The 23381-nt window shown below is 60.9% G+C and carries 20 protein-coding genes and 2 pseudogenes; 11 read left to right on the top strand and 11 right to left on the bottom strand.

Annotation, left to right across the window (positions count from 1 at the left end; genetic code table 11):
• Positions 1 to 689 precede the first annotated feature (689 nt).
• From KI237_RS25450 to KI237_RS31140, 3 genes and pseudogenes are all read right to left on the bottom strand, one after another.
• Positions 690 to 1370: a PP2C family protein-serine/threonine phosphatase gene (locus KI237_RS25450; RefSeq protein ID WP_212797555.1), complete on the bottom strand. Its 681-nt coding sequence runs from the start codon at positions 1368 to 1370 to the stop codon at positions 690 to 692.
• Positions 1367 to 2071, bottom strand: a complete 705-nt coding sequence (locus tag KI237_RS25445; protein WP_212797554.1) for a hypothetical protein — start codon at positions 2069 to 2071, stop codon at positions 1367 to 1369. The genes KI237_RS25450 and KI237_RS25445 overlap by 4 nt, the downstream gene beginning before the upstream one ends.
• A pseudogene (locus KI237_RS31140) lies at positions 2068 to 2849 on the bottom strand (MarR family transcriptional regulator). The gene KI237_RS25445 and the pseudogene KI237_RS31140 overlap by 4 nt, the downstream one beginning before the upstream one ends.
• A gap of 365 nt (positions 2850 to 3214) precedes the next feature.
• Between KI237_RS31140 and KI237_RS25435 the strand changes: the two are divergent.
• Positions 3215 to 3463 carry a hypothetical protein gene (locus KI237_RS25435; RefSeq protein WP_212797553.1) on the top strand — a complete coding sequence of 83 codons (249 nt, stop codon included), beginning with the start codon at positions 3215 to 3217 and terminating at the stop codon, positions 3461 to 3463.
• Between the two features lie 56 nt (positions 3464 to 3519).
• Here KI237_RS25435 and KI237_RS25430 read toward each other — a convergent pair whose 3' ends face one another.
• Positions 3520 to 4236, bottom strand: coding sequence for an SIMPL domain-containing protein (locus KI237_RS25430; RefSeq protein WP_212797552.1), 717 nt, complete (start codon positions 4234 to 4236; stop codon positions 3520 to 3522).
• Positions 4237 to 4621: 385 nt separating this feature from the next.
• Between KI237_RS25430 and KI237_RS25425 the strand changes: the two genes are divergently transcribed.
• The 4 genes from KI237_RS25425 to KI237_RS25410 all read left to right on the top strand — a co-directional run bounded on the left by KI237_RS25425 (position 4622) and on the right by KI237_RS25410 (position 9264).
• Entirely contained in the window at positions 4622 to 5881 is a 1260-nt protein-coding gene (locus tag KI237_RS25425; RefSeq protein ID WP_212797551.1) for an ATP-binding protein, read from the top strand.
• Entirely contained in the window at positions 5878 to 6438 is a 561-nt protein-coding gene (locus KI237_RS25420; protein WP_003177957.1) for a response regulator transcription factor, read from the top strand. The genes KI237_RS25425 and KI237_RS25420 overlap by 4 nt, the downstream gene beginning before the upstream one ends.
• Before the next feature lie 96 nt (positions 6439 to 6534).
• Complete coding sequence (locus KI237_RS25415) at positions 6535 to 8262, top strand: ABC transporter ATP-binding protein/permease (protein ID WP_212797550.1); 1728 nt, start codon at positions 6535 to 6537, stop codon at positions 8260 to 8262.
• Between the two features lie 255 nt (positions 8263 to 8517).
• Positions 8518 to 9264 carry a FadR/GntR family transcriptional regulator gene (locus tag KI237_RS25410; protein WP_212797549.1) on the top strand — a complete coding sequence of 249 codons (747 nt, stop codon included), beginning with the start codon at positions 8518 to 8520 and terminating at the stop codon, positions 9262 to 9264.
• A gap of 68 nt (positions 9265 to 9332) precedes the next feature.
• Here the strand turns inward: KI237_RS25410 and KI237_RS25405 are convergent, their stop codons facing one another.
• Positions 9333 to 9695, bottom strand: a complete 363-nt coding sequence (locus KI237_RS25405; protein ID WP_212797548.1) for a hypothetical protein — start codon at positions 9693 to 9695, stop codon at positions 9333 to 9335.
• 367 nt (positions 9696 to 10062) lie between these two features.
• Between KI237_RS25405 and kdgD the strand changes: the two genes are divergently transcribed.
• The 5 genes from kdgD to KI237_RS25380 all read left to right on the top strand — a co-directional run bounded on the left by kdgD (position 10063) and on the right by KI237_RS25380 (position 16665).
• Positions 10063 to 10974, top strand: a complete 912-nt coding sequence (kdgD, locus tag KI237_RS25400; protein ID WP_212797547.1) for a 5-dehydro-4-deoxyglucarate dehydratase — start codon at positions 10063 to 10065, stop codon at positions 10972 to 10974.
• Between the two features lie 68 nt (positions 10975 to 11042).
• Positions 11043 to 12488 (top strand): aldehyde dehydrogenase family protein, encoded by a 1446-nt coding sequence (locus KI237_RS25395; RefSeq protein WP_212797546.1) that lies wholly within the window; start codon positions 11043 to 11045, stop codon positions 12486 to 12488.
• An 87-nt stretch (positions 12489 to 12575) separates the two neighbouring features.
• Positions 12576 to 13940 (top strand): MFS transporter, encoded by a 1365-nt coding sequence (locus tag KI237_RS25390; RefSeq protein ID WP_212797545.1) that lies wholly within the window; start codon positions 12576 to 12578, stop codon positions 13938 to 13940.
• Positions 13941 to 13953: 13 nt separating this feature from the next.
• Positions 13954 to 15507, top strand: a complete 1554-nt coding sequence (garD, locus tag KI237_RS25385; protein ID WP_212797544.1) for a galactarate dehydratase — start codon at positions 13954 to 13956, stop codon at positions 15505 to 15507.
• 216 nt (positions 15508 to 15723) lie between these two features.
• Positions 15724 to 16665, top strand: a complete 942-nt coding sequence (locus KI237_RS25380) for an AEC family transporter (RefSeq protein ID WP_212797543.1) — start codon at positions 15724 to 15726, stop codon at positions 16663 to 16665.
• Positions 16666 to 16800: 135 nt separating this feature from the next.
• On the opposite strand, the gene KI237_RS25375 is transcribed toward KI237_RS25380, so the two are convergent.
• The 6 genes and pseudogenes from KI237_RS25375 to gatC all read right to left on the bottom strand — a co-directional run bounded on the left by KI237_RS25375 (position 16801) and on the right by gatC (position 22070).
• Complete coding sequence (locus KI237_RS25375; RefSeq protein ID WP_212797542.1) at positions 16801 to 17181, bottom strand: carboxymuconolactone decarboxylase family protein; 381 nt, start codon at positions 17179 to 17181, stop codon at positions 16801 to 16803.
• Positions 17178 to 18237 (bottom strand): annotated as a pseudogene (locus tag KI237_RS25370) (calcium/sodium antiporter). The gene KI237_RS25375 and the pseudogene KI237_RS25370 overlap by 4 nt, the downstream one beginning before the upstream one ends.
• Before the next feature lie 49 nt (positions 18238 to 18286).
• On the bottom strand, positions 18287 to 18664 hold the full coding sequence (locus KI237_RS25365; RefSeq protein ID WP_212797541.1) for a septal ring lytic transglycosylase RlpA family protein: 378 nt from the start codon (positions 18662 to 18664) through the stop codon (positions 18287 to 18289).
• A 194-nt stretch (positions 18665 to 18858) separates the two neighbouring features.
• A complete protein-coding gene (gene gatB, locus KI237_RS25360) occupies positions 18859 to 20304 on the bottom strand; it encodes an Asp-tRNA(Asn)/Glu-tRNA(Gln) amidotransferase subunit GatB (protein ID WP_212797540.1) in 1446 nt (481 codons plus the stop codon).
• 10 nt (positions 20305 to 20314) lie between these two features.
• Positions 20315 to 21766, bottom strand: a complete 1452-nt coding sequence (gatA, locus tag KI237_RS25355) for an Asp-tRNA(Asn)/Glu-tRNA(Gln) amidotransferase subunit GatA (RefSeq protein ID WP_212797539.1) — start codon at positions 21764 to 21766, stop codon at positions 20315 to 20317.
• Between the two features lie 16 nt (positions 21767 to 21782).
• Entirely contained in the window at positions 21783 to 22070 is a 288-nt protein-coding gene (gene gatC / locus KI237_RS25350) for an Asp-tRNA(Asn)/Glu-tRNA(Gln) amidotransferase subunit GatC (protein WP_003197816.1), read from the bottom strand.
• A gap of 214 nt (positions 22071 to 22284) precedes the next feature.
• On the opposite strand from gatC, the gene mreB reads away from it, so the two are divergent.
• Positions 22285 to 23322: a rod shape-determining protein MreB gene (gene mreB, locus KI237_RS25345; protein ID WP_002555108.1), complete on the top strand. Its 1038-nt coding sequence runs from the start codon at positions 22285 to 22287 to the stop codon at positions 23320 to 23322.
• The last annotated feature ends 59 nt before the right edge of the window (positions 23323 to 23381 follow it).

Here is a 23381-nt window from a genome sequence, read left to right as displayed (position 1 = left end):
CGAGGCGGCCTTACATCCGGCCAGGGTTTTTGTTGACCGGGTACATATCCATTGCTGCGGTAACGGCCACTTAGGGTTCCGCCCTGACGGCGGGTCACTTTCGAAAAGCGCGAAAGTAACCAAAGCGCTTTTGCCCCACCACTCGGCACCTCGCCTAGGCTCGGTGTGCCCGAACGAAGGCATTGCTCCGTGGGCCCGCCGCGAAGGGCCATCCATGGCCCAGCGCGGCTATCCCGGCATCCATGCCGGGATGCCCACTCCACAATGCCTGCGTTCGGCCAGCGTGGTTAACGGGGCGCCCGAGATCAACGTCCACCGCGAGGCGGCCTGATAGCCGACCTGGCTCTCCCGGTCGTACACCCATCAGATCTGTGGGAGCAAAGCTTGCTCGCGAGGCGGCCTGATAGCCGACCTGGTTCTCCCGGTCGTACACCCATCAGATCTGTGGGAGCAAAGCTTGCTCGCGAGGCGGCCTGACAGCCGACCTGGCTCTCCCGGTCGTACACCCATCAGATCTGTGGGAGCAAAGCTTGCTCGCGAGGCGGCCTGATAGCCGACCTGGCTCTCCCGGTCTTACACCCATCAGATCTGTGGGAGCAAAGCTTGCTCGCGAGGCGGCCTGACAGCCGGCCTGGTTCTCCCGGTCGTACCCTGATCCAATTGTGGAAGCGAGCCTAAAGAGATGACTGCTAGGCCGGGATCTGCACGACTATCCAGGAAACGTCATCATCGGCAAGGATAAGGTCAAGCGTCTCGACTTCCAGCAACTGGGCCTGTGTTACATGATTTAAGTCAGCCCAAAAGCCATCGGTCGCAAAAACCAGTTTTTCACCATTAATGATCGTTTTTGTGACTATTTCGGGATCTGGTTTATTCCGTGCATTGAAACACCGGCTTATCCGATGCCGACCTGGATCTGCTGCCAGTTGTCGGTGGTCACGATCGCGTTTCCAGTTGGCAAGGCAGTGAGGTGTTGTGAGCCAGGTGATCGTGCTGTTTGAAAAAGCCACGCCAGCGCAACAGTCGCCCTCGTAAGCGATTGTGAGAAGTCCAGTAGCGGCTACACCGACCAGGTAGCTCGCCGACCCTGTGAAGGCTGTCGAAAAGAGCCGGTCGTGTGCATCATTCAATACCTCCTTGAGTAACGCCGCCGCTTTTTCATGGCTATTATCCGAACAGCCCAGCACGACTTTCTCGCAATATAGTGTGAGTATTTGGTCGACCAGCGCCTGTGCGAGCGGGCCACTGCCTGGTCTTGAGGTGCCGTCTACGATGACAAATAGTCCTCGTGCTCCGTCGAACCTTGCTCCTACACCGTCTCGGTTTTCATCGCTTGCCCGCCCTTTGACAGACCTGGCTGAGTAAATCATTTGATGTTGCCCAGTTGTTTCAGGCGCTGATAAATCAGTTTGTCTCGGCCCGGGTTCGCACTGACGGAATGGAAGCTTTGTATTACATAGTCCAGGGAATCGAGTGCCAGCAGCCCGGTGATGCCGGCCGCAATATACGTTCGCAACGCCTGATCTGCCTGGCTAACCTCCTCTCGCAAGCTCTCCCGGCCGTCTACAGCGAGAACGATATCCTCGACATCTTTATGGTAGGCATCGCCGTTACCACGGCCTTTGAACGCTTCGAGTTTTGTCGCGACGAAGTAGGCGGGTTTGAAAATTTTGATCACAATCCCGCTGGGCAGTGTGAAGGTGTCTGCGTTCGCCAGGCCATCCACAAACCAGCGGTTTTCATAGCCGAGTACCTCCTTCACGGAGGGCATCACGTCGACAATCACATCGTTGAACTTGAACCGGCACGTTACATCGCTGTACTCGGCGGTAATCTTGAAGCCCTTGTCGGCCAAGCGTTCTGTCAGTCTTTGCCAGTCAGCAATGCCACCTAGCTCAATGACCAGGTCAACGTCGTCAGTGCTGCGGATATCATCCAGCACAATGTCGTCAGTGCACAGAAGCCAGGTGGTAGAGCCGCCAACGAAAGCGACTTCCTTTAAAAGCTCGTCGCCCAATCCCTGCGCGACGGCATTCAACATCTCGTAATTGTGATCGGCGGCAACACTCAAAGGCCCATGCCTTTTTTAAGAAGCTGAATGGCGACGCTGGTCTCGCGAGGTCCGCCCAGCCGTATCGAGTCAACCAAGGCTAAGTAGTGATAAAGGGTTCGATCGTTCTTCACGGCCTCGGGGACTGTCTTGTAAATGGGTTCGATGGTCTGGCCACGCTCCGTGCCTTGTGGATCGGGCCAAACGTGGATATTTCCCCCGGCGCTTCTAAGGTGTTTGGATAGCACCGGTGATGCGAAGCCTGTGGGAATCCCTCGTGCCAGGGCACCCGGCTTGACGGGGAAAAAGTACTTCAGCGCGTGCTCGGTGATCTTTAAAAGCGCCAGGCGATTCACTTTGGGCAGGGAGGTTTCATAGTCGTTTGTTATCAGTCCAGCCTCTCGGCACCGGGTGATCGAGTTCGATATCTCGCTTTTGCTCAAGCCCAATGACTCCGCCAGGGCTCTGAGGGTGTAGCGGTCCTCCCACTTGGCTGCGGTCTTTTTGTGGGGGGATCATCGTCAGTGTCCCAGCCCTCCCACAGGAACGAGTCTGCGTCGATGATGCGTTTTATGGCGACCTCCAAGTTGTCCCAGGATTTGTCAGGCGCAGGGGAAGTGATCAATTTTGGTTCGGGACTGTAGTCGTCCGGGAGCAAGTCAATCTGGGATAAGCCGCCCCAGGCCACGGTCTGGCTGCCTGTCGGAGACAACTCTTCCTGCGCGTGAAGGCTGGCCATTTTGTACATGAGTAAAATATCTTGACTTTTCACTAAGGCAAAATCTCTTTCTGTCCACATTCCATAAAGCGTGGACAAGTTTTGCGCGCTGTTTTTTATACTGTCAAATATTATTTTTAGAGTTCGTTCTGAAGAGGCTTTCGTTGGGACGCGAAGAAGCTCCCGTTGGGCCGCGCAGCAGCCCCATAAGCAGCGCAAAGAGTCAGGTTTGGATCTGCTGTGCAGCCCAGCGGGGGCACGACGTTTCGCTAAATCCCCTCGCCACGGGTTTCTCCTCGCAGGTTTGAGAGGTTCGGTCTGTATGGGCATCCACCTGTCAACCCTGACAGTAGACGGTCTGGCAAGCGTGGTTAGGATGCTGGATACGGACGTGCTTTATTCAAAGCAGCGATGCCGTACCAATCTGACTTAACGGATGAGGTTCGATGATGGCCGCCAACGAAATCCGCATATCACTTAAAGATCTTGATCGTGATGAAAGCCCTGAGGTTCGGCTCAAATTTTTTCGGGACGAGCAGTGTTACCTCGATACGTTTGTATCTTCCTCTTTGAAGGACGGGCGCTACGACAAGGTGGGTATAAAAACTGATTTAAACGAGGATGGCGCACGCGATGGGCGTGATATTGAGTTGCTCACCAAACTCGCGCAGGCGGCGATGCCTTTGCTGAAGTAAAAACGAAGCAGGCAGTTTGATCATTCCCGCGCTTCGCGTGGGAATGATCAGGCGGGTTACTGCATCAACACCTCAATCGCCCCATCCGCCGTCATGGTCACCTTGCTGGTGCCCGCTTCGACTTCCGGCGTCACCGACTCGGCATCCATGGACGCGCCTTTCATCATCATCGGTGCGCGCATGTAGGGTTGTGGATAACCGTTGGTGTTGAAGTTCAGGTTGACGATCTTGTAACCCTTGCCGCCCAGGGCGTCGGTGGCCAGTTGGGCGCGGGCCTTGAAGGCGTTGACGGCGTCCTTGAGCAGGGCGTCTTCGCTGCTTTGGCGGGTGGCAGTGGCGATGGCGAAGTCCATGCCGCCCATTTTCATGTCACCCAACAGTTCGCCGGTGAGTTTGGACAGGGCGGCGAAGTCGGCGCTTTCCAGGCGCAGTTCGGCGCGTTCGCGCCAGCCGGTGATTTTCCCGCCTTTATTGTCGTAGACCGGGTAGCTGTTGCGGCTGCCCTGGCGCAGGCTGATGTCCTTGACCTCTTTGGCCTGGCCGATGGCTTTGTTCAGCGTGGTGCTGACGGCTGCGGCGAGTTTGGCCGGGTCGGTGTTCTGTTCCTCGGTGTAGAGGGTGACGATCATCAGGTCGCGGGCGACTTCCTGGCTGGCTTCGGCGCGCAGGGAGATCTGGTTGTAGTGCAGCTCATCGGCGGCCAGGGCCGGCAGGCTGGCGACGGTGCCGAGGCTGAGGGCGAGTAGGGCAGCGGGGCGACTGAACGTGTGCATGAAAGCTCCTTGGGATGAGGCGCAGGGATAAGGTCCGGGCCTGCGTGAACGATAAGACTCTAGCTTTTATGGGCGGGTTCGCACAGTTACAACTTCTATACAGATTGCCCGGAGATGGGTTTTCTGTGGCGAGGGAGCTTGCTTGCGCTGGACTGCGTCGTAGGAGCTGTCGAGTGCAACGAGGCTGCGATCTTGTTCCGGCTACTTGAGTCGTGAGCGAAAGATCAAAAGATCGCAGCCTTCGGCAGCTCCTACGCGCCGTCCAGCGGGAGCAAGGGGATAGGCAGCCTCCAAGGCTGTGGCGCTTTGCCGCATATCTGCCTGTGCAACCCGCGCCTTGGTTATACTCCGTGCGATTCGCCTGGAGCGCTCATCAGGAGAGCTCATGCTCGCCCCTTTGCAATTGACTTCCGCCTCTCGCCAGAACCTCTGGCGCCTGACATTCATCCGCATCCTGGTCCTGGCTGCCCAGGCCGGCTCGGTGGGGCTCGCCTATTGGTTCGATCTGCTGCCGCTGCCCTGGCTGCAACTTGCGATCACCTTGGCCTGTTCCAGCGTGCTGTGCGCGCTGACGGCGATTCGCCTGCGCACCTCGTGGCCGGTGACCGAGCTCGAATATGCGGTACAGCTGGCCTGCGACCTGTTTATCCACAGCGCATTGCTGTATTTCTCCGGCGGCTCCACCAACCCCTTCGTCTCCTATTACCTGGTGCCGCTGACCATCGCCGCCGTGACGTTGCCGTGGCGTTTTTCGCTGATTCTTTCCGGCATTGCCCTGGCGCTGTACACCTTGCTGCTGGCGCGGTTCTACCCGCTGGAAACCTTCCCCATCGCCCGGGAAAACCTGCAGATCTACGGCATGTGGCTGAGCTTCGCCCTGGCTGCGGCGGTCATCACGTTTTTTGCCGCGCGCATGGCCGAGGAGTTGCGCCGCCAGGAAGAACTGCGGGCCATCCGCCGTGAGGAGGGGCTGCGCGACGAGCAATTGCTGGCCGTGGCGACCCAGGCCGCCGGTGCTGCCCACGAGTTGGGTACGCCACTGGCGACCATGAGCGTGCTGCTCAAGGAGATGCGCCAGGATCACCACGACCCGGCACTGCAAGAGGACCTCAGCGTGTTGCAGGATCAGGTCAAGCTGTGCAAGGAAACCCTGCAATACCTGGTGCGCGCCGCCGAGGCCAATCGCCGGTTGGCCATCGACATGCAGGACGTCACCGACTGGCTCGACGAGGCCCTGAACCGCTGGCACCTGATGCGTCCGGAAGCCAGTTATCGCTTCCAGCGCCTGGGGCAAGGCCCGGTGCCGCGCATGGCGCCGCCGCCGGACTTGACCCAGGCGTTGCTGAACCTGCTGAACAACGCCGCCGATGCCTGCCCCGAAGGGCTGGAAGTGGCGCTGGACTGGAACGCCTATGAGCTGACCATCAGCATTCGCGACCACGGCGCCGGTGTGCCGCTGGCGATTGCCGAGCAGATCGGCAAACCGTTTTACACCACCAAGGGCAAAGGTTTCGGCCTGGGCCTGTTTTTGAGCAAAGCCAGCGTGACACGCGCCGGCGGCTCGGTGAAACTCTACCCCCATGAGGAAGGCGGCACGCTCACCGAGCTGCGCCTGCCCCATGCCGACCGAGGAGACGAAACATGAGTGACGAGATCCAAGTCGACGGCGAAGAACTGCCGCACCTGTTGCTGGTGGATGACGACGCCACGTTCACCCGCGTGATGGCCCGGGCAATGTCCCGTCGTGGCTTTCGCGTGAGCACCGCAGGTTCCGCCGAAGAAGGCTTGACCATCGCCCAGGCCGACCTGCCGGACTACGCCGCCCTGGATCTGAAGATGGACGGCGATTCGGGCCTGGTGCTGCTGCCCAAGTTGCTGGAGCTGGACCCGGAGATGCGCGTGGTGATCCTCACCGGCTATTCGAGCATCGCCACCGCGGTCGAGGCCATCAAGCGCGGAGCCTGCAATTACCTGTGCAAACCGGCGGATGCCGATGACGTGCTGGCGGCGCTGTTGTCCGAGCACGCTGACCTCGACACCCTGGTGCCGGAAAACCCCATGTCGGTGGATCGCCTGCAATGGGAGCACATCCAGCGGGTGCTGACCGAGCACGAAGGCAATATCTCCGCCACGGCCCGCGCCTTGGGCATGCACCGGCGGACTTTGCAGCGCAAATTGCAAAAGCGTCCCGTGCGTCGCTGAACCTGCGCTGAACAGGTGTTGTCCACCCTCGCGACACATCGGGCCGTTGCTCTATGATCGGCCCGAGTCTGTTCTTTTCTTTATAGAGCCTTAACCATGAATCAGAACGCTGAATATTCCGCGGTCAATGACACGGTGCGCGGACAGTTTTTCCGCCGTGTCTGGCAAATGACCACGCCGTACTGGCGCAGTGAGGAGAAGGGCAAGGCCTGGACGCTGTTGATTGCCGTCATCGCACTCTCGCTGTTCAGCGTGGCGATCTCGGTGTGGATCAACAGTTGGTACAAGGATTTCTACAACGCCCTGCAAGAGAAGGACAGCGCGGCGTTCTGGCAGTTGATCCTGTATTTTTGCGGCATCGCGGCGGTGGCGATCCTCGGCGCGGTCTACCGCTTGTACCTCACGCAGATGCTCACCATTCGCTGGCGGGCCTGGCTCACCGAGCAACACTTTGCCCGTTGGCTCAACGACAAGAATTACTACCGGCTGGAGCAGGGTGGTTATACCGATAACCCGGACCAGCGGATTTCCGAAGACCTCAACAGTTTCACCACCAACACCCTGAGCCTGGGCTTGGGATTGCTGCGCACCGTGGTCAGCCTGGTGTCGTTCTCGATTATTTTGTGGGGCGTGTCGGGCAGCATCGAAGTGTTCGGCTACACCATCCCCGGCTACATGTTCTGGTGCGCGCTGGTGTATGCGGCGGTGGGCAGTTGGCTGACGCACCTGATCGGCCGACGCCTGATCGGTCTGAACAACAACCAGCAACGCTTCGAAGCCGACCTGCGTTTCTCCATGGTACGGGTGCGTGAAAACGCCGAGAGCATTGCGCTGTACAACGGCGAACCGAACGAGAACCGTCGCCTGAGCGGGCGTTTCGGCCTGGTCTGGCATAACTTCTGGGACATCATGCGAGTGTCCAAGCGCCTGACGTTCTTCACCTCCGGCTATGGCCAGATCGCGATCATCTTCCCGTTCATCGTCGCCGCGCCGCGCTACTTCGCCGGCAAGATCCAACTGGGCGAGCTCATGCAGATCAACTCGGCGTTCGGCAACGTGCAGGAGAACTTCAGCTGGTTCATCAGCGCTTATGCCGACCTCGCCGCGTGGCGCGCCACCTGCGACCGTCTGCTGAGTTTCCGCCAGGCCATGAGCGACAATGAAGACCGCGTGCCGGCCATCGACGTGCAGAACCAGGGCGATGAATTGAAGGTGCATCACTTGGGGCTGGACCTGGCCGACGGTCGCCATCTGCTCGATAACGCCGACATGACCGTGGAACCGGGCGAACGGGTGATGCTCAGTGGCCGTTCGGGCAGTGGCAAATCGACCCTGCTGCGGGCGATGGGGCATTTGTGGCCGGCGGGGCACGGGACGATCCGGCTTCCCGCCGCGCGTTATCTGTTCCTGCCGCAGAAGCCTTATCTGCCGATTGGCAGCCTGCGTGAGGTATTGAGTTATCCACAGGCTGGCGATATCTATCCCAACGAACGTTATGCCCAGGTGCTGGAAACCTGCCGCCTGCCGCACCTGATTGCGCGGCTGGATGAAAGCAACCATTGGCAGCGCATGCTCTCGCCCGGCGAGCAACAACGCCTGGCCTTTGCCCGCGCATTGCTTTATGCACCGCAATGGTTGTACATGGACGAAGCCACGTCGGCGATGGATGAAGAAGACGAAGCAACGCTGTACCAGGCACTGATCGATCAGTTGCCGGGCCTGAGCATCGTCAGCGTCGGCCATCGGAGCAGTTTGAAACGTTTCCATCCGCGACATGTGCGTATCGAAAATGGCCAGCTGGTGGAACGTACAGTAGCCGCCTGACCACCACAAAACCTGTGGGAGCGAGCTTGCTCGCGATAGCGGTAGGTCATTGATATTGATGTGGCTGACCCACCGCCATCGCGAGCAGGCTCGCTCCCACAAGGGTTTGTGGTGAGTCGGGTACTCGTGTACGCAGCCGATCCAATGTGCGAGCCTGCTCGCGATGAAGTTGGCTCGGTTTCCGCACCCACAGTGATCATACAACCACGTTGCGCTATGATGTTGCCATTCAGCCGTTTACCGAGACACAGCCCCATGGAAAACCCGATCGAAGTACCACGCTTTCCCCGCAAGCGCCGCAGCCTGGCGCAGGAGCTGGTGACGGTGTTGACCGAGCAGATTCGCGACGGCCTGCTCAAGCGTGGCGATAAATTGCCCACCGAGTCGGCGATCATGGAAGCCCATGGCGTCAGTCGTACCGTGGTGCGCGAGGCGATTTCCCGCTTGCAGGCGGCCGGCCAGGTGGAAACGCGCCATGGCATCGGCACTTTCGTGCTGGACACGCCGAGCCCGAGCGGTTTTCGCATCGACCCGGCCACCGTGGTCACCTTGCGTGACGTGCTGGCGATCCTGGAATTGCGCATCAGCCTGGAAGTGGAATCCGCCGGGCTGGCGGCGCAGCGCCGCAGCGACGAGCAACTGGGCGCCATGCGCGCCGCCCTCGACGCCTTGAACGAAAGCGCTGCCCACGCCAGCGATGCGGTGGCCTCGGACTTCGCCTTCCACCTGGAAATCGCCCTGTCCACCGGCAACCGCTACTTCACCGACATCATGACCCACCTGGGTACCAGCATCATTCCGCGTACCCGGGTGAACTCGGCGCGCCTGGCCCATGATGACCAGCAGCGCTACATGAATCGCCTGAGCCGTGAGCACGAGGAGATCTACGACGCGATCGCCCGCCAGGACTCCGACGCCGCCCGTGCGGCCATGCGTTTGCACCTGACCAACAGCCGTGAAAGGCTGCGCCAGGCCCATGAAGAGGCACAAGCCCAGGGCTAAATCCCCTTGCCACAATAAAAGGTGCCTGGCTTGGTATCCGGGGCCTGCCTGACAGCGGGCGCCCAGTCCTACGCCACGATCCGCAACATTTGTGGCTCGGATCTATCGGGGTCCCGACTCTCGTAGCTGACTTCGTAACGAAGCTCAACCACTTTACCGCTGAACGCTTTCAAGTCGGCGCCGGTGACCGTCAATGTCACATCCTTGCGTGGCGTGGCCTCCTCGAACTCGGTCAGGGGGGCGAAAGGGCCTACCCGAGTAGGGGGATTCGAGCCGATACCCAGCGTCAGTTGCGCGGATGAGTTGGGTTCGAAATCTGCATTCGGAATCTTTACGGTCAACGTCTTTGTCTTCGACAAGCTGATGGTGACCTCCCCGGAGGCTGGATTGGCTGGGAAATCCTTAAGCGTGGGCTTCGCATACGTCGTCATGATGTCACTCCCTGTGAGGCAGCCCTGAGCGTCGCGTATGGGGCGTCTCACCTGAAAGATTGAGAAAGGCACTGCGACCGGGTATGGCACGGCCATTCGTGGTTATGCCCCCTTGCCACGATGACGACTACTGACAGAGTTAACAGTGACGACGAGCGGTGCGGATGCCGCCCAGCAGGTTTTATCTGTGTTGCGATCAAGCCCAAACCCCTGATCTACAGAGCTTGGCGATCGATTCCCGAGGCCGTGCACCCAACAAGAGACGAAATACAGTTGACGTTCATATTTTAAGTTGTACGATGACCTACAACTTCTGGCCGAAGCTTAACTCTCTCATACATAAATTGCGTCCCAGGGTGTTCGAATAATGAATCCACAAGAACTGAAGTCCATCCTCTCGTCTGGCCTGCTGTCGTTCCCGGTCACCGATTTCACTGCTCAAGGCGATTTCAATCGCGACAGCTACATCAAGCGCCTCGAGTGGCTGGCCCCGTATGGCGCCTCTGCCTTGTTCGCAGCTGGCGGCACCGGTGAATTTTTCTCCCTGGCCGCCAGCGAGTATTCGCAAGTCATCAAGACCGCTGTCGATACCTGCGCCACCAGCGTGCCAATTCTTGCCGGTGTTGGCGGTGCCACTCGCCAGGCCATCGAATACGCTCAAGAAGCCGAGCGACTGGGCGCCAAGGGCCTGTTGCTGCTGCCGCATTACCTGACCGAAGCCAGCCAGGACGGCGTTGCCGCCCACGTAGAAGCGGTGTGCAAATCGGTGAAGATCGGCGTCGTGGTCTACAACCGCAACGTTTGCCGCCTGAACGCCACTTTGCTGGAACAGCTGGCCGAGCGCTGCCCGAACCTGATCGGCTATAAGGATGGCCTGGGCGACATCGAACTGATGGTGTCGATCCGTCGCCGCCTCGGCGATCGTTTCAGCTACCTGGGCGGCCTGCCGACCGCTGAAGTCTACGCCGCGGCCTACAAGGCCCTGGGCGTGCCGGTCTACTCCTCGGCGGTGTTCAACTTCATCCCGAAAACCGCGATGGATTTCTACCACGCCATTGCCCGTGAAGATCACGAGACCGTTGGCAAGATCATCGACGACTTCTTCCTGCCGTACCTGGACATCCGCAACCGCAAGGCCGGTTACGCGGTGAGCATCGTCAAGGCGGGCGCCAAGATCGTTGGCTATGACGCCGGTCCTGTGCGTACCCCGCTGACCGATCTGCTGCCAGAAGAATACGAAGCCCTGGCCGCGCTGATCGACAAGCAAGGCAAGCAGTAACAGACCCGGTAAGGCCGCTGAGCAATCAGCGGCTTTTTGCGTAAGGCTTTATGTAAGGAGGAGCATTCGTGGCAGATTCAAAGCGTTTCGATAACTACATCAACGGTCAGTGGGTGGCCGGTGCTGACTATTGCACCAACATCAACCCGTCTGACTTGTCCGATGTCATCGGTGAATACGCCAAGGCTGACGCAGCGCAAGTCAATGCCGCCATCGAAGCCGCCCGCGCCGCGTTCCCGGCCTGGTCGACCTCGGGCATCCAGGCCCGTCATGATGCGCTGGACAAAGTCGGCAGCGAAATCCTCGCTCGCCGTGAAGAGCTCGGTCAACTGCTGGCCCGGGAAGAGGGCAAGACCCTGCCCGAAGCCATCGGCGAAGTGACCCGCGCCGGTAACATTTTCAAGTTCTTCGCCGGTGAATGCCTGCGCCTGTCCGGCGATTACCTGCCGTCGGTGCGCCCGGGCGTCAACGTCGAAGTCACTCGCGAAGCCCTGGGTGTGGTCGGCCTGATCACCCCGTGGAACTTCCCGATCGCCATTCCCGCGTGGAAAATCGCCCCGGCCCTGGCCTACGGCAACTGCGTGGTGATCAAGCCTGCCGAGCTGGTACCGGGCTGCGCCTGGGCCCTGGCCGAGATCATTTCCCGCGCCGGTTTCCCGGCCGGTGCGTTCAACCTGGTGATGGGCAGCGGCCGTGTGGTCGGCGAAGTCCTGGTCAACAGCCCGAAAGTCGACGGCATCAGCTTTACCGGTTCGGTGGGCGTAGGGCGGCAGATCGCGGTCAATTGCGTGTCGCGCCAGGCCAAGGTGCAGTTGGAAATGGGCGGCAAGAACCCGCAGATCATCCTCGACGACGCCGACCTCAAGCAGGCCGTCGAACTGGCGGTACAGAGCGCGTTCTACTCCACCGGCCAGCGTTGCACGGCTTCGAGCCGCCTGATCGTCACTGCCGGCATCCACGACAAGTTCGTCGAGGCCATGGCCGAGCGCATGCAGTCGATCAAGGTCGGTCATGCGTTGAAGGCAGGCACTGATATCGGCCCGGTGGTTTCCGAAGCCCAGCTCAGCCAGGACTTGAAGTACATCGACATCGGCCAGAGCGAAGGTGCACGGCTGGTCAGCGGTGGCGGCCTGGTGACGTGCGACACCGAAGGTTACTTCCTGGCGCCGACTTTGTTCGCCGACAGCGAAGCCTCGATGCGTATCAGCCGCGAAGAGATCTTCGGCCCGGTGGCCAACGTTGTGCGCGTGGCCGACTATGAGGCCGCGCTGGCGATGGCCAACGACACCGAGTTCGGTCTGTCCGCCGGTATCGCCACCACCTCGCTGAAGTACGCCAATCACTTCAAGCGCCATTCCCAGGCGGGCATGGTGATGGTCAACCTGCCAACCGCCGGCGTGGATTACCACGTGCCGTTCGGCGGCCGCAAAGGTTCGTCCTATGGTTCGCGTGAGCAAGGTCGCTACGCGCAAGAGTTCTACACCGTGGTGAAGACTTCCTACATCGGATCGTAAGCGCAATACCGATCGGCGCCGGGCATCCGGCGCCGATCGCATACAACCTGATTTCCCGTATAAAAATAAATAGTGGAAGTAGATGACATGCAAGAGACCAAGCCGACCCGCGTCCGCTATTTGATCCTGCTCATGCTGTTTTTGGTGACGACGATCAACTATGCCGACCGCGCCACCATCGCTATCGCAGGCTCCAGCCTGCAAAAAGACCTCGGCATCGATGCCGTTACCCTCGGTTATATTTTCTCCGCTTTCGGCTGGGCCTACGTGGCCGGGCAGATTCCTGGCGGCTGGCTGCTCGACCGTTTCGGGTCGAAAAAAATCTATGCCTTGAGCATTTTCACCTGGTCGCTGTTCACCGTGCTGCAAGGCTATGTCGGTGAGTTCGGCATGTCCACGGCCGTGGTTGCGCTGTTCATGCTGCGCTTTCTGGTGGGGCTGGCCGAGGCGCCGTCCTTCCCGGGCAATGCACGCATTGTCGCCGCCTGGTTTCCCACCGCTGAACGCGGCACAGCCTCGGCGATCTTCAACTCGGCGCAGTACTTCGCCACGGTGCTGTTCGCGCCGCTGATGGGCTGGATCGTCTACCGCTTTGGCTGGCAGCACGTGTTCATCGTGATGGGCGTGATCGGCATCCTGTTCTCGCTGATCTGGTTGAAAGTGATCCACAGCCCGCGCCAGCACCCGATGATCAACGAAGCCGAGTTCAATCACATCGCCGCCAACGGCGCGATGGTCGATATGGACCAGGACAAGGGCAAGGACAAGAAAACCGACGGTCCGAAGTGGGATTACATCCGCCAGCTGCTGACCAACCGCATGATGCTCGGCGTGTATCTGGGCCAGTACTGCATCAACGGCATCACCTATTTCTTCCTGACCTGGTTCCCGGTGTACCTGGTGCAGGAACGCGGCATGACCATCCTCAAGGCCGGTTTCATTGCGTCCTTGCCGGCGATCTGCGGTTTCATCGGTGGCGTGCTGGGCGGAGTGATTTCCGACTACCTGCTGCGCAAGGGCCACTCGCTGACCTTCGCTCGCAAAGCGCCGATCATCGCTGGTCTGTTGGTGTCCAGCAGCATCGTGGCGTGCAACTACGTGGACATCGAATGGATGGTGGTGGGCTTCATGGCCCTGGCCTTCTTCGGTAAAGGCGTGGGCGCATTGGGCTGGGCCGTGGTGTCCGACACCTCGCCAAAACAGATCGCCGGTTTGAGCGGTGGCCTGTTCAACACCTTCGGTAACCTGGCATCGATCACCACGCCGATTGTCATCGGCTACATCATCAGCGCCACCGGTTCGTTCAAGTGGGCACTGGTGTTCGTCGGTTGCAACGCGCTGTTGGCGGTGTTCAGCTACCTGGTCATCGTCGGGCCGATCAAGCGTGTCGTGCTCAAGGAACCTACGGCCAAGGATGCCGACATCTCCAGCCTGTCTGAAGCTAAATCTTGAAGGAGCGGCGTCAATGCAACTGATTGAACATGCCGATTCGCCCCGTTACATCCGCCTGCACGAGCGGGACAACGTGGTAATCGTCGTCAATGACCAAGGCGTACCAGCCGGGACCGAGTTCCCGGACGGCCTGGTCACCGTCGACTTCGTACCGCAGAGCCATAAAGTCACCTTGGAAGACATTCCCGAGGGCGGCGAGGTGATCCGCTACGGCCAGGTCATTGGCTACGCGCTGCAACTGATCCCCCGTGGCAGTTGGGTCAAGGAAGACCAACTGCGCATGCCCACCGCACCGCCGCTGGACAGCCTGCCGCTTTCCACCGACGTACCAGCGGCCGATGCGCCGCTGGAGGGCTATACCTTCGAGGGTTATCGCAACGCCGACGGTACCGTCGGCACGCGCAACATCCTGGGCATCACCACCACGGTGCAGTGCGTGACCGGTGTGCTGGACCATGCGGTCAAGCGCATCAAGGACGAGCTGCTGCCCAAGTACCCGAACGTCGATGACGTGGTGGCGCTGACCCACAGCTACGGCTGCGGTGTGGCGATCACTGCCACCGACGCCTACATCCCGATTCGCACCGTGCGCAACCTGGCGCGCAACCCCAACCTGGGCGGCGAAGCGTTGGTGATCAGCCTGGGCTGCGAGAAATTGCAGGCCGGGCAGGTGATGCATGAAGGCGACAGTTCGGTGGACCTCAGCGAGCCATGGTTGTATCGCTTGCAGGATTCCAGCCACGGCTTTACCGAAATGATCGAACAGATCATGGCGCTGGCCGAGACCCGCCTGAAGAAACTCGACCTGCGCCGCCGCGAAACGGTTCCGGCTTCGGAACTGATCCTGGGCATGCAATGCGGTGGCAGCGATGCGTTCTCCGGCATCACCGCCAACCCGGCGCTGGGCTACGCCTCGGACTTGCTGTTGCGGGCCGGGGCGACGGTGATGTTCTCCGAAGTCACCGAAGTGCGCGATGCGATCTACCTGCTGACCTCCCGGGCACAAACCCAGGAAGTCGCCCAGGAACTGGTGCGCGAGATGGACTGGTACGACCGTTACCTGGCCAAGGGCGAGGCCGATCGCAGCGCCAACACCACGCCGGGCAACAAGAAGGGCGGGCTGTCGAACATCGTCGAAAAATCCCTGGGCTCGATCGTCAAGTCCGGCAGCAGTGCGATCAACGGCGTGCTCGGCCCGGGCGAGCGCTTCAAGCAAAAGGGTCTGATCTTCTGCGCCACGCCGGCCAGTGATTTCGTCTGTGGCACGCTGCAACTGGCGGCGGGGATGAACCTGCACGTCTTCACCACCGGGCGCGGCACGCCGTATGGCTTGGCGATGGCGCCGGTGGTGAAGGTTTCGACGCGCACCGAACTGGCCCAACGCTGGCCGGACCTGATCGACATCGACGCCGGCCGGATTGCCACCGGACGCGCAACCATCGAAGAGTTGGGTTGGGAGCTGTTCCACTACTACCTGGACGTGGCCAGCGGCAAGAAACAGACCTGGGCCGAGCGGCACAAGCTGTACAACGACATCACGTTGTTCAACCCGGCGCCGATTACCTGATCCTGGGGTGACCACAGGGCCTTTGATAGGCAAAGTCCCCTGTAGTGTGAGGTACAAAATGTGGGAGCGAGCCTGCTCGCGAAGACGGTGGCACATTCAACGTCGATGTCAGTTGAATGACCGTCTCGCGAGCAGGCTCGCTCCCACAACCAGACGCCAATGCCGTGAGTGGCTTATCATTAGCCACCTAACGACATCCCTCTCAAGGTCCCCGGCATGCTGGCAATTTTCCTCGAAACCCTGAACATCACCGCGCCGGTGTTCGCCATGCTGTTTCTGGGAACGTTGCTCAAGCGCATTGGCTGGATCAACGACAACTTCATCCACATCGCATCGTCCCTGGTGTTCAACGTCACCATGCCGGCGCTGTTGTTCCTTGGCATCCTCCATGCCGACCTGCACGCGGCGTTGCAGCCTGACCTGCTGATCTACTTTTCCATCGCCACCCTGGTGAGTTTCGCCATGGCCTGGGGCTGGGCGATCTGGCGGTGTCCGCGCCAGGACCGTGGCATCTACACCCAGGGCGCGTTTCGCGGCAACAACGGGGTCATCGGCCTGGCGCTGGCGGCAAGCATGTATGGCGACTACGGGATTTCCCTGGGAGCGATTCTCGCGGCGCTGGTGATCTTGTTCTACAACACCCTGTCGACCATCGTGCTGGCGGTCTACAGCCCGGTGATCAAGTCGGACCCGTGGAGCATCTGCAAGAGCGTGTTCAGCAACCCGCTGATCATCAGCGTGATCGTCGCCGCGCCGTTCGCCTATTGGCACATCGGCCTGCCGAACTGGTTCGAGACCTCGGCCAAGTACCTGTCGCAAATGACCTTGCCCCTGGCGTTGATCTGCATCGGCGGCACGCTGTCGCTGGCGGCCTTGCGCAAGAGCGGCAAGATGGCCCTGAGTTCGAGCCTGGTGAAGATGGTCGGGCTGCCCCTGCTGACCACCCTCGGTGCGTGGTGCTGGGGCTTTCGCGGGGCGGAGCTGGGGATCCTGTTCCTGTACTTCGGCAGCCCCACCGCCGCCGCCAGTTACGTCATGGCCCGCGCGGCCGATGGTAACCATGAACTGGCGGCGGCGATCATCGTCATCACCACGTTGATGGCGGCGATCACCACCAATGTGGGGATTTTCGTGTTGCAGTGGGGTGGGTGGATCTAGCCTTGGGCTTGCGCTGTTTTTGAGGCCCAATCGCGAGCAAGCTCGCTCCCACAGGTGATCACGGGTGTACGGGAAACTTGAATACACCCACAAGCCCCTGTGGGAGCGAGCTTGCTCGCGATAGCGATCTAACGGTCACTCAGATGTCTGATAGCTATCGATCACTTCCTGCGCCGCCCGAAACGCATCGATCGCCGCCGGCACGCCCGCGTACACCGCACAATGCAGCAATGCCTCGCGAATCTCTTCCACCGTGCAGCCATTGTTCAGCGCGCCACGTACGTGGCCTTTCAATTCCTGCGGGCACTTGAGGGCGGTGAGGGCGGCCAGGGTGATCAGGCTGCGGGTCTTGAGCGGCAGGCCTTCGCGGCTCCAGACGCTGCCCCAGGCATGTTCATTGACGAAGTCCTGCAATGGCTGGGTGAACTCGGTGGCGTTGCCCAGGGCGCGGTCGACGAATGCGTCGCCCATGACCTGGCGACGCATGTCCAGGCCGGTCTTTGGAGTGTCAGTCATGGCAAATCCCTCTTGTGGTGTTGGCGGCGCCAGGCGCGCAGGGAGGTGAACAGCAAAAACGCGAGCAAGGCCGGCAGCACATAAAACAGCATCAGCCGTTCCAGTTGACCGGCCAGGGGCATGCCGGTGGTGAACGACACCACGTGCAGCCCGTAGGCCAGGTACAGGCCCAGGAACAGCAGGCCTTCGGCGCGGGTGACGCGATAACCGGAATAGAACACCGGCAGGCACAGCACCGCTACGCCGAGCATCACCGGCAGGTCGAAATCCAGGGCGTTCGGCGAGACCGACAGTGGCGTGGGGGCGGCGAGGGCGGTTATCCCCAATACCCGAGCAGGTTGAACAGGTTGCTGCCGATGACGTTGCCTGCCGCAATGTCCCGTTGGCCGCGCAGGGCGGCGATCAACGAGGTGGCGAGCTCCGGCAGCGAGGTGCTGACGGCGACAATGGTCAGGCCGATGATGCGCTCCGAAAGCCCCAAGTCCATCGCCACTTCCACCGCCGCGCCCAGCAGCAGGTGTCCGGCGAAAACCAGCATTGCCAGACCCAGCACGATCATCACCAGGCTCTTGGGCCAGGACCCCCGGGCACCTCGATACCCAGCGTGTGCGGCCGTCCCGAATGCCGCGACTGGCGCAGCAACAGGCCCAGGTACACCGCCAGGGCCGCCAGCAGCCATACGCCGTCCAACCGGGTCAGTTCTTCATTCCAGGCCAGCACGAACACCAGCAGGCTGGCACCGATCATCAACGGAATGTCCAGGCGCACCAGTTGGCGCGAGACGCGCAACGGAATGATCAGCGCCGACAGCCCAAGGGTGACGAGGATGTTGAAGATGCTGCTGCCGATCACGCTGCCCACCGCGATGTCGGCGTTTTGCGCCAGGGTCGCCTGCAGGCTGATGGCCATTTGTGGGGCGCTGCTGCCGAACGCGACGACGGTCAGGCCGATGATCAGCGGCCGGACCTGCAAGCGTGCCGCCAGGCCCACGGCGGCGCGTACCAGCAGTTCGGCACCGCCGATGAGCAATAGCAGGGCGCCGAACAATTCGATCAGGCTCAGCAGCGGTAGGGCGGTGAGTAGGGAAATGGCCGGGCTCCGTCTATCAATCGTCGAGGGCTTGCACGCGCACCCGTGCGGTGCCGGTGCGCAACATGCCCAGTTGCTCGGCGGCTTCGCGGGACACGTCGATCAAACGGCCTCGGGAGTATGGGCCACGGTCGTTGATGCGCACCACCACGCTGTCATTGTTGCCCAGGTTGGTGATCTTCACCCGCGTGCCGAACGGCAACTGGCGATGGGCGGCGGTCAGGCCGTGCTGGTCGAAACGCTCGCCGCTGGCGGTGCGCTTGCCATGGTGCCTGGCACCGTAATAGGAGGCGACGCCGGTCTGGTCGTAGCCGTGTGGATCGACCGTCCCGCTCTGGCTGGCGCAACCGGCCAGCAGGGACAGCAGGGCGCAGGCGCCAAGGAGACGCTTCATGTAGGGGTTTCCAACTACAGATAGGGGGGCTGGCCAGTGGGTGTGAAGCCTGTGGGAGCAAAGCTTGCTCGCGACGAACGATAACGCGCTCCTCTGATAGACCGAGGTGCCTTCATCGCGAGCAAGCTTTGCTCCCACTGGCTCACTCTCGCAAGGGCGAAGGGAGCCAGGCTTGAAATCTGGCTCCATTGCAATCAGCCTTCGAGCTTGCTTTTGAGCAGTTCGTTGACTTGTTGCGGGTTGGCCTTGCCCTTGGAGGCTTTCATGGCCTGGCCGACGAAGAAGCCGAACATCTTGCCGCGCTTGGCTTCGTCTGCGGCGCGGTACTGTTCGACCTGCTCGGCGTTGGCCGCGAGCATTTCATCGAGTACGGCGGAAATGGCGCCGGTGTCGGTGACCTGCTTCAAGCCGCGCTTGTCGATGATCTCGTCGGCGCTGCCTTCACCATTGGCCATGGCTTCGAACACCATCTTGGCGATCTTGCCGGAGATGGTGTTGTCCTTGATCCGCACCAGCATGCCGCCCAGTTGCTCGGCCGAGACCGGCGACTGGTCGATTTCCAGGCCCTGCTTGTTCAACAGGCTGCCCAGTTCGACCATCACCCAGTTGGCCGCCAGCTTGGCGTCGCCACCGATGCTCACGACTTTCTCGAAGTAATCGGCCTGTTCGCGGCTGGTGGCCAGGACGTTGGCGTCATAGCTCGACAGCCCGAACTGCGCCTGGAAGCGCTCGCGTTTCTGCGGTGGCAGTTCCGGCAGGGTGGCGCGCACCTCGTCGAGGAACGAGTTCTCGATGACTACTGGCAGCAGGTCCGGGTCGGGGAAGTAACGGTAGTCGTTGGCTTCTTCCTTGCTGCGCATCGGACGGGTCTCGTCCTTGTTCGGGTCGTACAGGCGGGTCTGCTGGATGACCTTGCCACCGTCCTCGATCAGTTCGATCTGGCGCTGGATCTCGCTGTTGATCGCCTTCTCGATGAAGCGGAACGAGTTGACGTTCTTGATCTCGCAACGGGTGCCGAATTCAACCTGGCCCACGGGGCGGATCGACACGTTGCAGTCGCAGCGCAGCGAACCTTCGGCCATGTTGCCGTCGCAGATGCCCAGGTAACGCACCATCGCGTGGATCGCCTTGACGTAGGCCACGGCCTCCTTGGCGCTGCGCATGTCCGGCTCGGAAACGATTTCCAGCAGCGGTGTGCCGGCACGGTTCAGGTCGATGCCGGTGGCACCGTTGAATTCTTCGTGCAGGCTCTTGCCGGCGTCTTCTTCCAGGTGCGCGCGGGTGATGCCGACGCGCTTGACCGTGCCGTCTTCGAGGGCGATGTCCAGGTGGCCCTTGCCAACGATCGGCAGTTCCATCTGGCTGATCTGGTAGCCCTTGGGCAGGTCCGGGTAGAAGTAGTTCTTGCGGGCGAACACGTTGTGCTGGCCGATCTCGGCGTCAATCGCCAGGCCGAACATCACCGCCATGCGCACTGCTTCGGCGTTGAGCACCGGCAGCACGCCGGGCATGCCCAGGTCGACCAGGCTGGCCTGGGTGTTGGGCTCGGAGCCGAACGTGGTGGAGCTACCGGAAAAGATTTTCGACCGGGTGGTGAGCTGGGTATGAATCTCCAGCCCGATCACGACTTCCCATTGCATGTGTTTCTCCTCAGAAGCCGGTTGGGGTGCGGGTGTGCCAGTCAGTGTTCAACTGATACTGGTGGGCAACGTTCAACAGGCGGCCTTCCTGGAAATACGGCGCGAGCAACTGCACGCCCACTGGCAGGCCATCGACGAAACCGGCCGGCATGGACAGGCCCGGCAAGCCGGCGAGGTTGGCGGTGATGGTGTAGACGTCTTCCAGGTATTCGGCGACTGGATCACTGGTCTTGGCGCCGAGTTTCCAGGCCGGGTTTGGCGTGGTCGGGCCGAGGATGATGTCCACCTCGTTGAAGGCGGCCATGAAGTCGTTCTTCACCAGGCGACGGATTTTCTGCGCCTTGAGGTAATAAGCATCGTAGTAGCCGGCGGACAACGCGTAGGCGCCGACCATGATCCGGCGCTGCACTTCGGCACCGAAGCCTTCGCCACGGGAGCGCTTGTACAGGTCGATCAGGTTTTGCGGGTTCTCGCAGCGATAGCCGAAGCGCACGCCGTCGAAACGCGACAGGTTCGAGGACGCTTCCGCCGGGGCGATCACGTAGTACGCGGGAATCGCGTGCTGCATGTTCGGCAGGCTGATTTCCTTGATGATCGCGCCGAGCTTCTCCAGCTCCTTGACGCTGTTATGGACCAGCTCGGCGATGCGTGGATCGAGGCCGGCGCTGAAGTACTCCTTCGGCACGCCGATGCGCAGGCCCTGTAGCGAGCCATTGAGGCTGGCGCTGTAGTCCGGCACAGGCTCATCGATGCTGGTGGAGTCGTTCGGGTCGAAGCCGGCCATGCCTTGCAGCAGGATCGCGCAGTCTTCGGCGGTGCGGGCCAGCGGGCCACCCTGGTCGAGGCTGGAGGCGTAGGCGATCATGCCCCAGCGCGAGACGCGGCCGTAGGTCGGCTTCAGGCCGGTGAGGTTGGTAAATGCTGCCGGTTGGCGAATCGAGCCGCCGGTGTCGGTGGCGGTGGCGGCCGGCAACAGGCGCGCAGCCACGGCGGCGGCGGAACCCCCGGACGAGCCGCCCGGTACGTGGTCCAGGTTCCACGGGTTTTTCACCGCGCCGTAGTAGCTCGACTCGTTGGCCGAGCCCATGGCGAATTCGTCCATGTTGGTCTTGCCCAGGGTCACGGTGCCGGCGGCGGCCAGCTTGGCGACCACGGTGGCATCGTACGGGGCCTTGAAGTTGTCGAGCATCTTCGAGCCGCAGCTGGTGCGGATGCCCTGGGTGCAGAACAAGTCCTTGTGGGCAATCGGCGCACCGAGCAGGGCGCCGGTTTCACCGTTGGCGCGCCGGGCGTCGGCGGCCTTGGCCTGGCTCAGGGCCAGCTCTTGGGTGAGGCTGATGAAGCTGTTGAGCTGCGGGTCGAGCTGGGCGATGCGCGCCAGCAGGACCTGGGTCAGCTCTTCGGAAGAAAACTTTTTATCGGCGAGTCCGCGGGCGATCTCGGCCAGGGTCATGTGATGCATGAGAGGCTCTTTCCCTTTAGTCGATGACTTTCGGAACCAGGTACAGGCCGTTTTCGACCGCTGGTGCGATGGACTGGTAGGCCTCGCGGTGATTGGACTCGGTCACGACGTCGGCGCGCAGGCGCTGGCTGGCTTCCAGTGGGTGAGCCAGTGGTTCGATGCCGTCGGTATTGACCGCCTGCATCTCGTCGACCAGCCCCAGAATGCTGTTCAGGGCAGAAGTGATGTGTGGAAGATCGGCTTCATTGAGGCCCAAACAGGCCAGATGAGCGATTTTTTCCACGTCGGAGCGTTCAAGCGCCATGGGATTCTCCAGTGGAAAACAAAACGGACGTAGTCTGTCCGTGTGTTAGATTGTCGGAACACTACCGCAGTTCTACGGTCTTACGGCCGCGATTGTAGGGTTTGGTGCACAGAAAAGCGGCCAATTTAACATATTGGCGCCTTGCCCAAAATCCCTGTCGTTGTTAGAGTTTGCCGCACTTTTTTACCCACGCGTTGCCTAGGGTCCCTTTCCCATGTTCAAGAAACTGCGTGGCATGTTTTCCAGCGATCTTTCCATTGACCTGGGCACTGCCAACACCCTTATTTACGTGCGCGAGCGCGGTATCGTCCTGAATGAACCCTCGGTCGTGGCCATCCGCACGCACGGTAACCAGAAAAGTGTCGTGGCTGTCGGTACGGAAGCCAAGCGCATGCTGGGCCGTACACCGGGCAACATCGCGGCCATTCGCCCAATGAAGGACGGCGTGATCGCCGATTTCAGCGTCTGCGAAAAGATGCTGCAGTACTTCATCAACAAGGTTCACGAAAACAGTTTCCTGCAGCCCAGCCCTCGTGTGCTGATCTGCGTGCCATGCAAGTCCACCCAGGTAGAGCGTCGCGCTATCCGTGAATCGGCCCTCGGTGCCGGTGCCCGTGAAGTGTTCCTGATCGAAGAGCCAATGGCCGCTGCCATCGGTGCCGGCCTGCCGGTGGAAGAAGCCCGCGGCTCGATGGTCGTCGACATCGGTGGCGGTACCACTGAAATCGCGCTGATCTCCCTCAACGGTGTGGTCTACGCCGAATCCGTACGTGTGGGCGGCGACCGTTTCGACGAAGCGATCATCACTTATGTGCGTCGCAACTACGGCAGCCTGATCGGCGAATCCACCGCCGAGCGCATCAAGCAGGAAATCGGCACGGCCTACCCGGGCGGTGAAGTGCGTGAAGTCGACGTACGCGGTCGTAACCTGGCCGAAGGCGTTCCACGAGCCTTTACCCTCAACTCCAACGAAGTGCTCGAAGCGCTGCAAGAGTCGCTGGCGACCATCGTCCAGGCCGTCAAGAGCGCCCTGGAGCAGTCGCCGCCGGAGCTGGCGTCGGACATCGCCGAGCGCGGCCTGGTGCTGACCGGTGGTGGCGCGCTGCTGCGTGACCTCGACAAGCTGCTGGCCCAGGAAACCGGCCTGCCGGTGATCGTTGCCGAAGACCCGTTGACCTGTGTTGCCCGCGGCGGTGGCCGTGCATTGGAAATGATGGACAAGCACACCATGGACCTGCTCTCCAGCGAATAAGTTGGCTGGATCGTCTATGTTGTTCGCTCCCGGGCAGCACTTTGCAGTGCTGCCCGTTG

The organism is Pseudomonas sp. St316, from assembly GCF_018325905.1.
Classification (GTDB): Bacteria; Pseudomonadota; Gammaproteobacteria; order Pseudomonadales; family Pseudomonadaceae; genus Aquipseudomonas.
The sequence above is the reverse complement of the archived record's forward strand: the minus strand, read 5'-3'. Positions and strand labels throughout refer to the sequence as shown.

Excerpts from the sequence above, each read along its gene's own strand:
- KI237_RS25380 (WP_212797543.1), top strand. The coding sequence starts at position 15,724 with ATGCTGGCAATTTTCCTCGAAACCCTGAACATCACCGCGCCGGTGTTC.
- KI237_RS25375 (WP_212797542.1), bottom strand. The coding sequence starts at position 17,181 with ATGACTGACACTCCAAAGACCGGCCTGGACATGCGTCGCCAGGTCATG.
- KI237_RS25415 (WP_212797550.1), top strand. The coding sequence starts at position 6,535 with ATGAATCAGAACGCTGAATATTCCGCGGTCAATGACACGGTGCGCGGA.
- KI237_RS25390 (WP_212797545.1), top strand. The coding sequence starts at position 12,576 with ATGCAAGAGACCAAGCCGACCCGCGTCCGCTATTTGATCCTGCTCATG.
- KI237_RS25435 (WP_212797553.1), top strand. The coding sequence starts at position 3,215 with ATGATGGCCGCCAACGAAATCCGCATATCACTTAAAGATCTTGATCGT.
- KI237_RS25420 (WP_003177957.1), top strand. The coding sequence starts at position 5,878 with ATGAGTGACGAGATCCAAGTCGACGGCGAAGAACTGCCGCACCTGTTG.
- KI237_RS25425 (WP_212797551.1), top strand. The coding sequence starts at position 4,622 with ATGCTCGCCCCTTTGCAATTGACTTCCGCCTCTCGCCAGAACCTCTGG.
- KI237_RS25410 (WP_212797549.1), top strand. The coding sequence starts at position 8,518 with ATGGAAAACCCGATCGAAGTACCACGCTTTCCCCGCAAGCGCCGCAGC.
- gatC (WP_003197816.1), bottom strand. The coding sequence starts at position 22,070 with ATGGCGCTTGAACGCTCCGACGTGGAAAAAATCGCTCATCTGGCCTGT.
- KI237_RS25430 (WP_212797552.1), bottom strand. The coding sequence starts at position 4,236 with ATGCACACGTTCAGTCGCCCCGCTGCCCTACTCGCCCTCAGCCTCGGC.
- KI237_RS25450 (WP_212797555.1), bottom strand. The coding sequence starts at position 1,370 with ATGATTTACTCAGCCAGGTCTGTCAAAGGGCGGGCAAGCGATGAAAAC.
- KI237_RS25365 (WP_212797541.1), bottom strand. The coding sequence starts at position 18,664 with ATGAAGCGTCTCCTTGGCGCCTGCGCCCTGCTGTCCCTGCTGGCCGGT.
- kdgD (WP_212797547.1), top strand. The coding sequence starts at position 10,063 with ATGAATCCACAAGAACTGAAGTCCATCCTCTCGTCTGGCCTGCTGTCG.
- gatB (WP_212797540.1), bottom strand. The coding sequence starts at position 20,304 with ATGCAATGGGAAGTCGTGATCGGGCTGGAGATTCATACCCAGCTCACC.
- gatA (WP_212797539.1), bottom strand. The coding sequence starts at position 21,766 with ATGCATCACATGACCCTGGCCGAGATCGCCCGCGGACTCGCCGATAAA.
- mreB (WP_002555108.1), top strand. The coding sequence starts at position 22,285 with ATGTTCAAGAAACTGCGTGGCATGTTTTCCAGCGATCTTTCCATTGAC.
- garD (WP_212797544.1), top strand. The coding sequence starts at position 13,954 with ATGCAACTGATTGAACATGCCGATTCGCCCCGTTACATCCGCCTGCAC.
- KI237_RS25405 (WP_212797548.1), bottom strand. The coding sequence starts at position 9,695 with ATGACGACGTATGCGAAGCCCACGCTTAAGGATTTCCCAGCCAATCCA.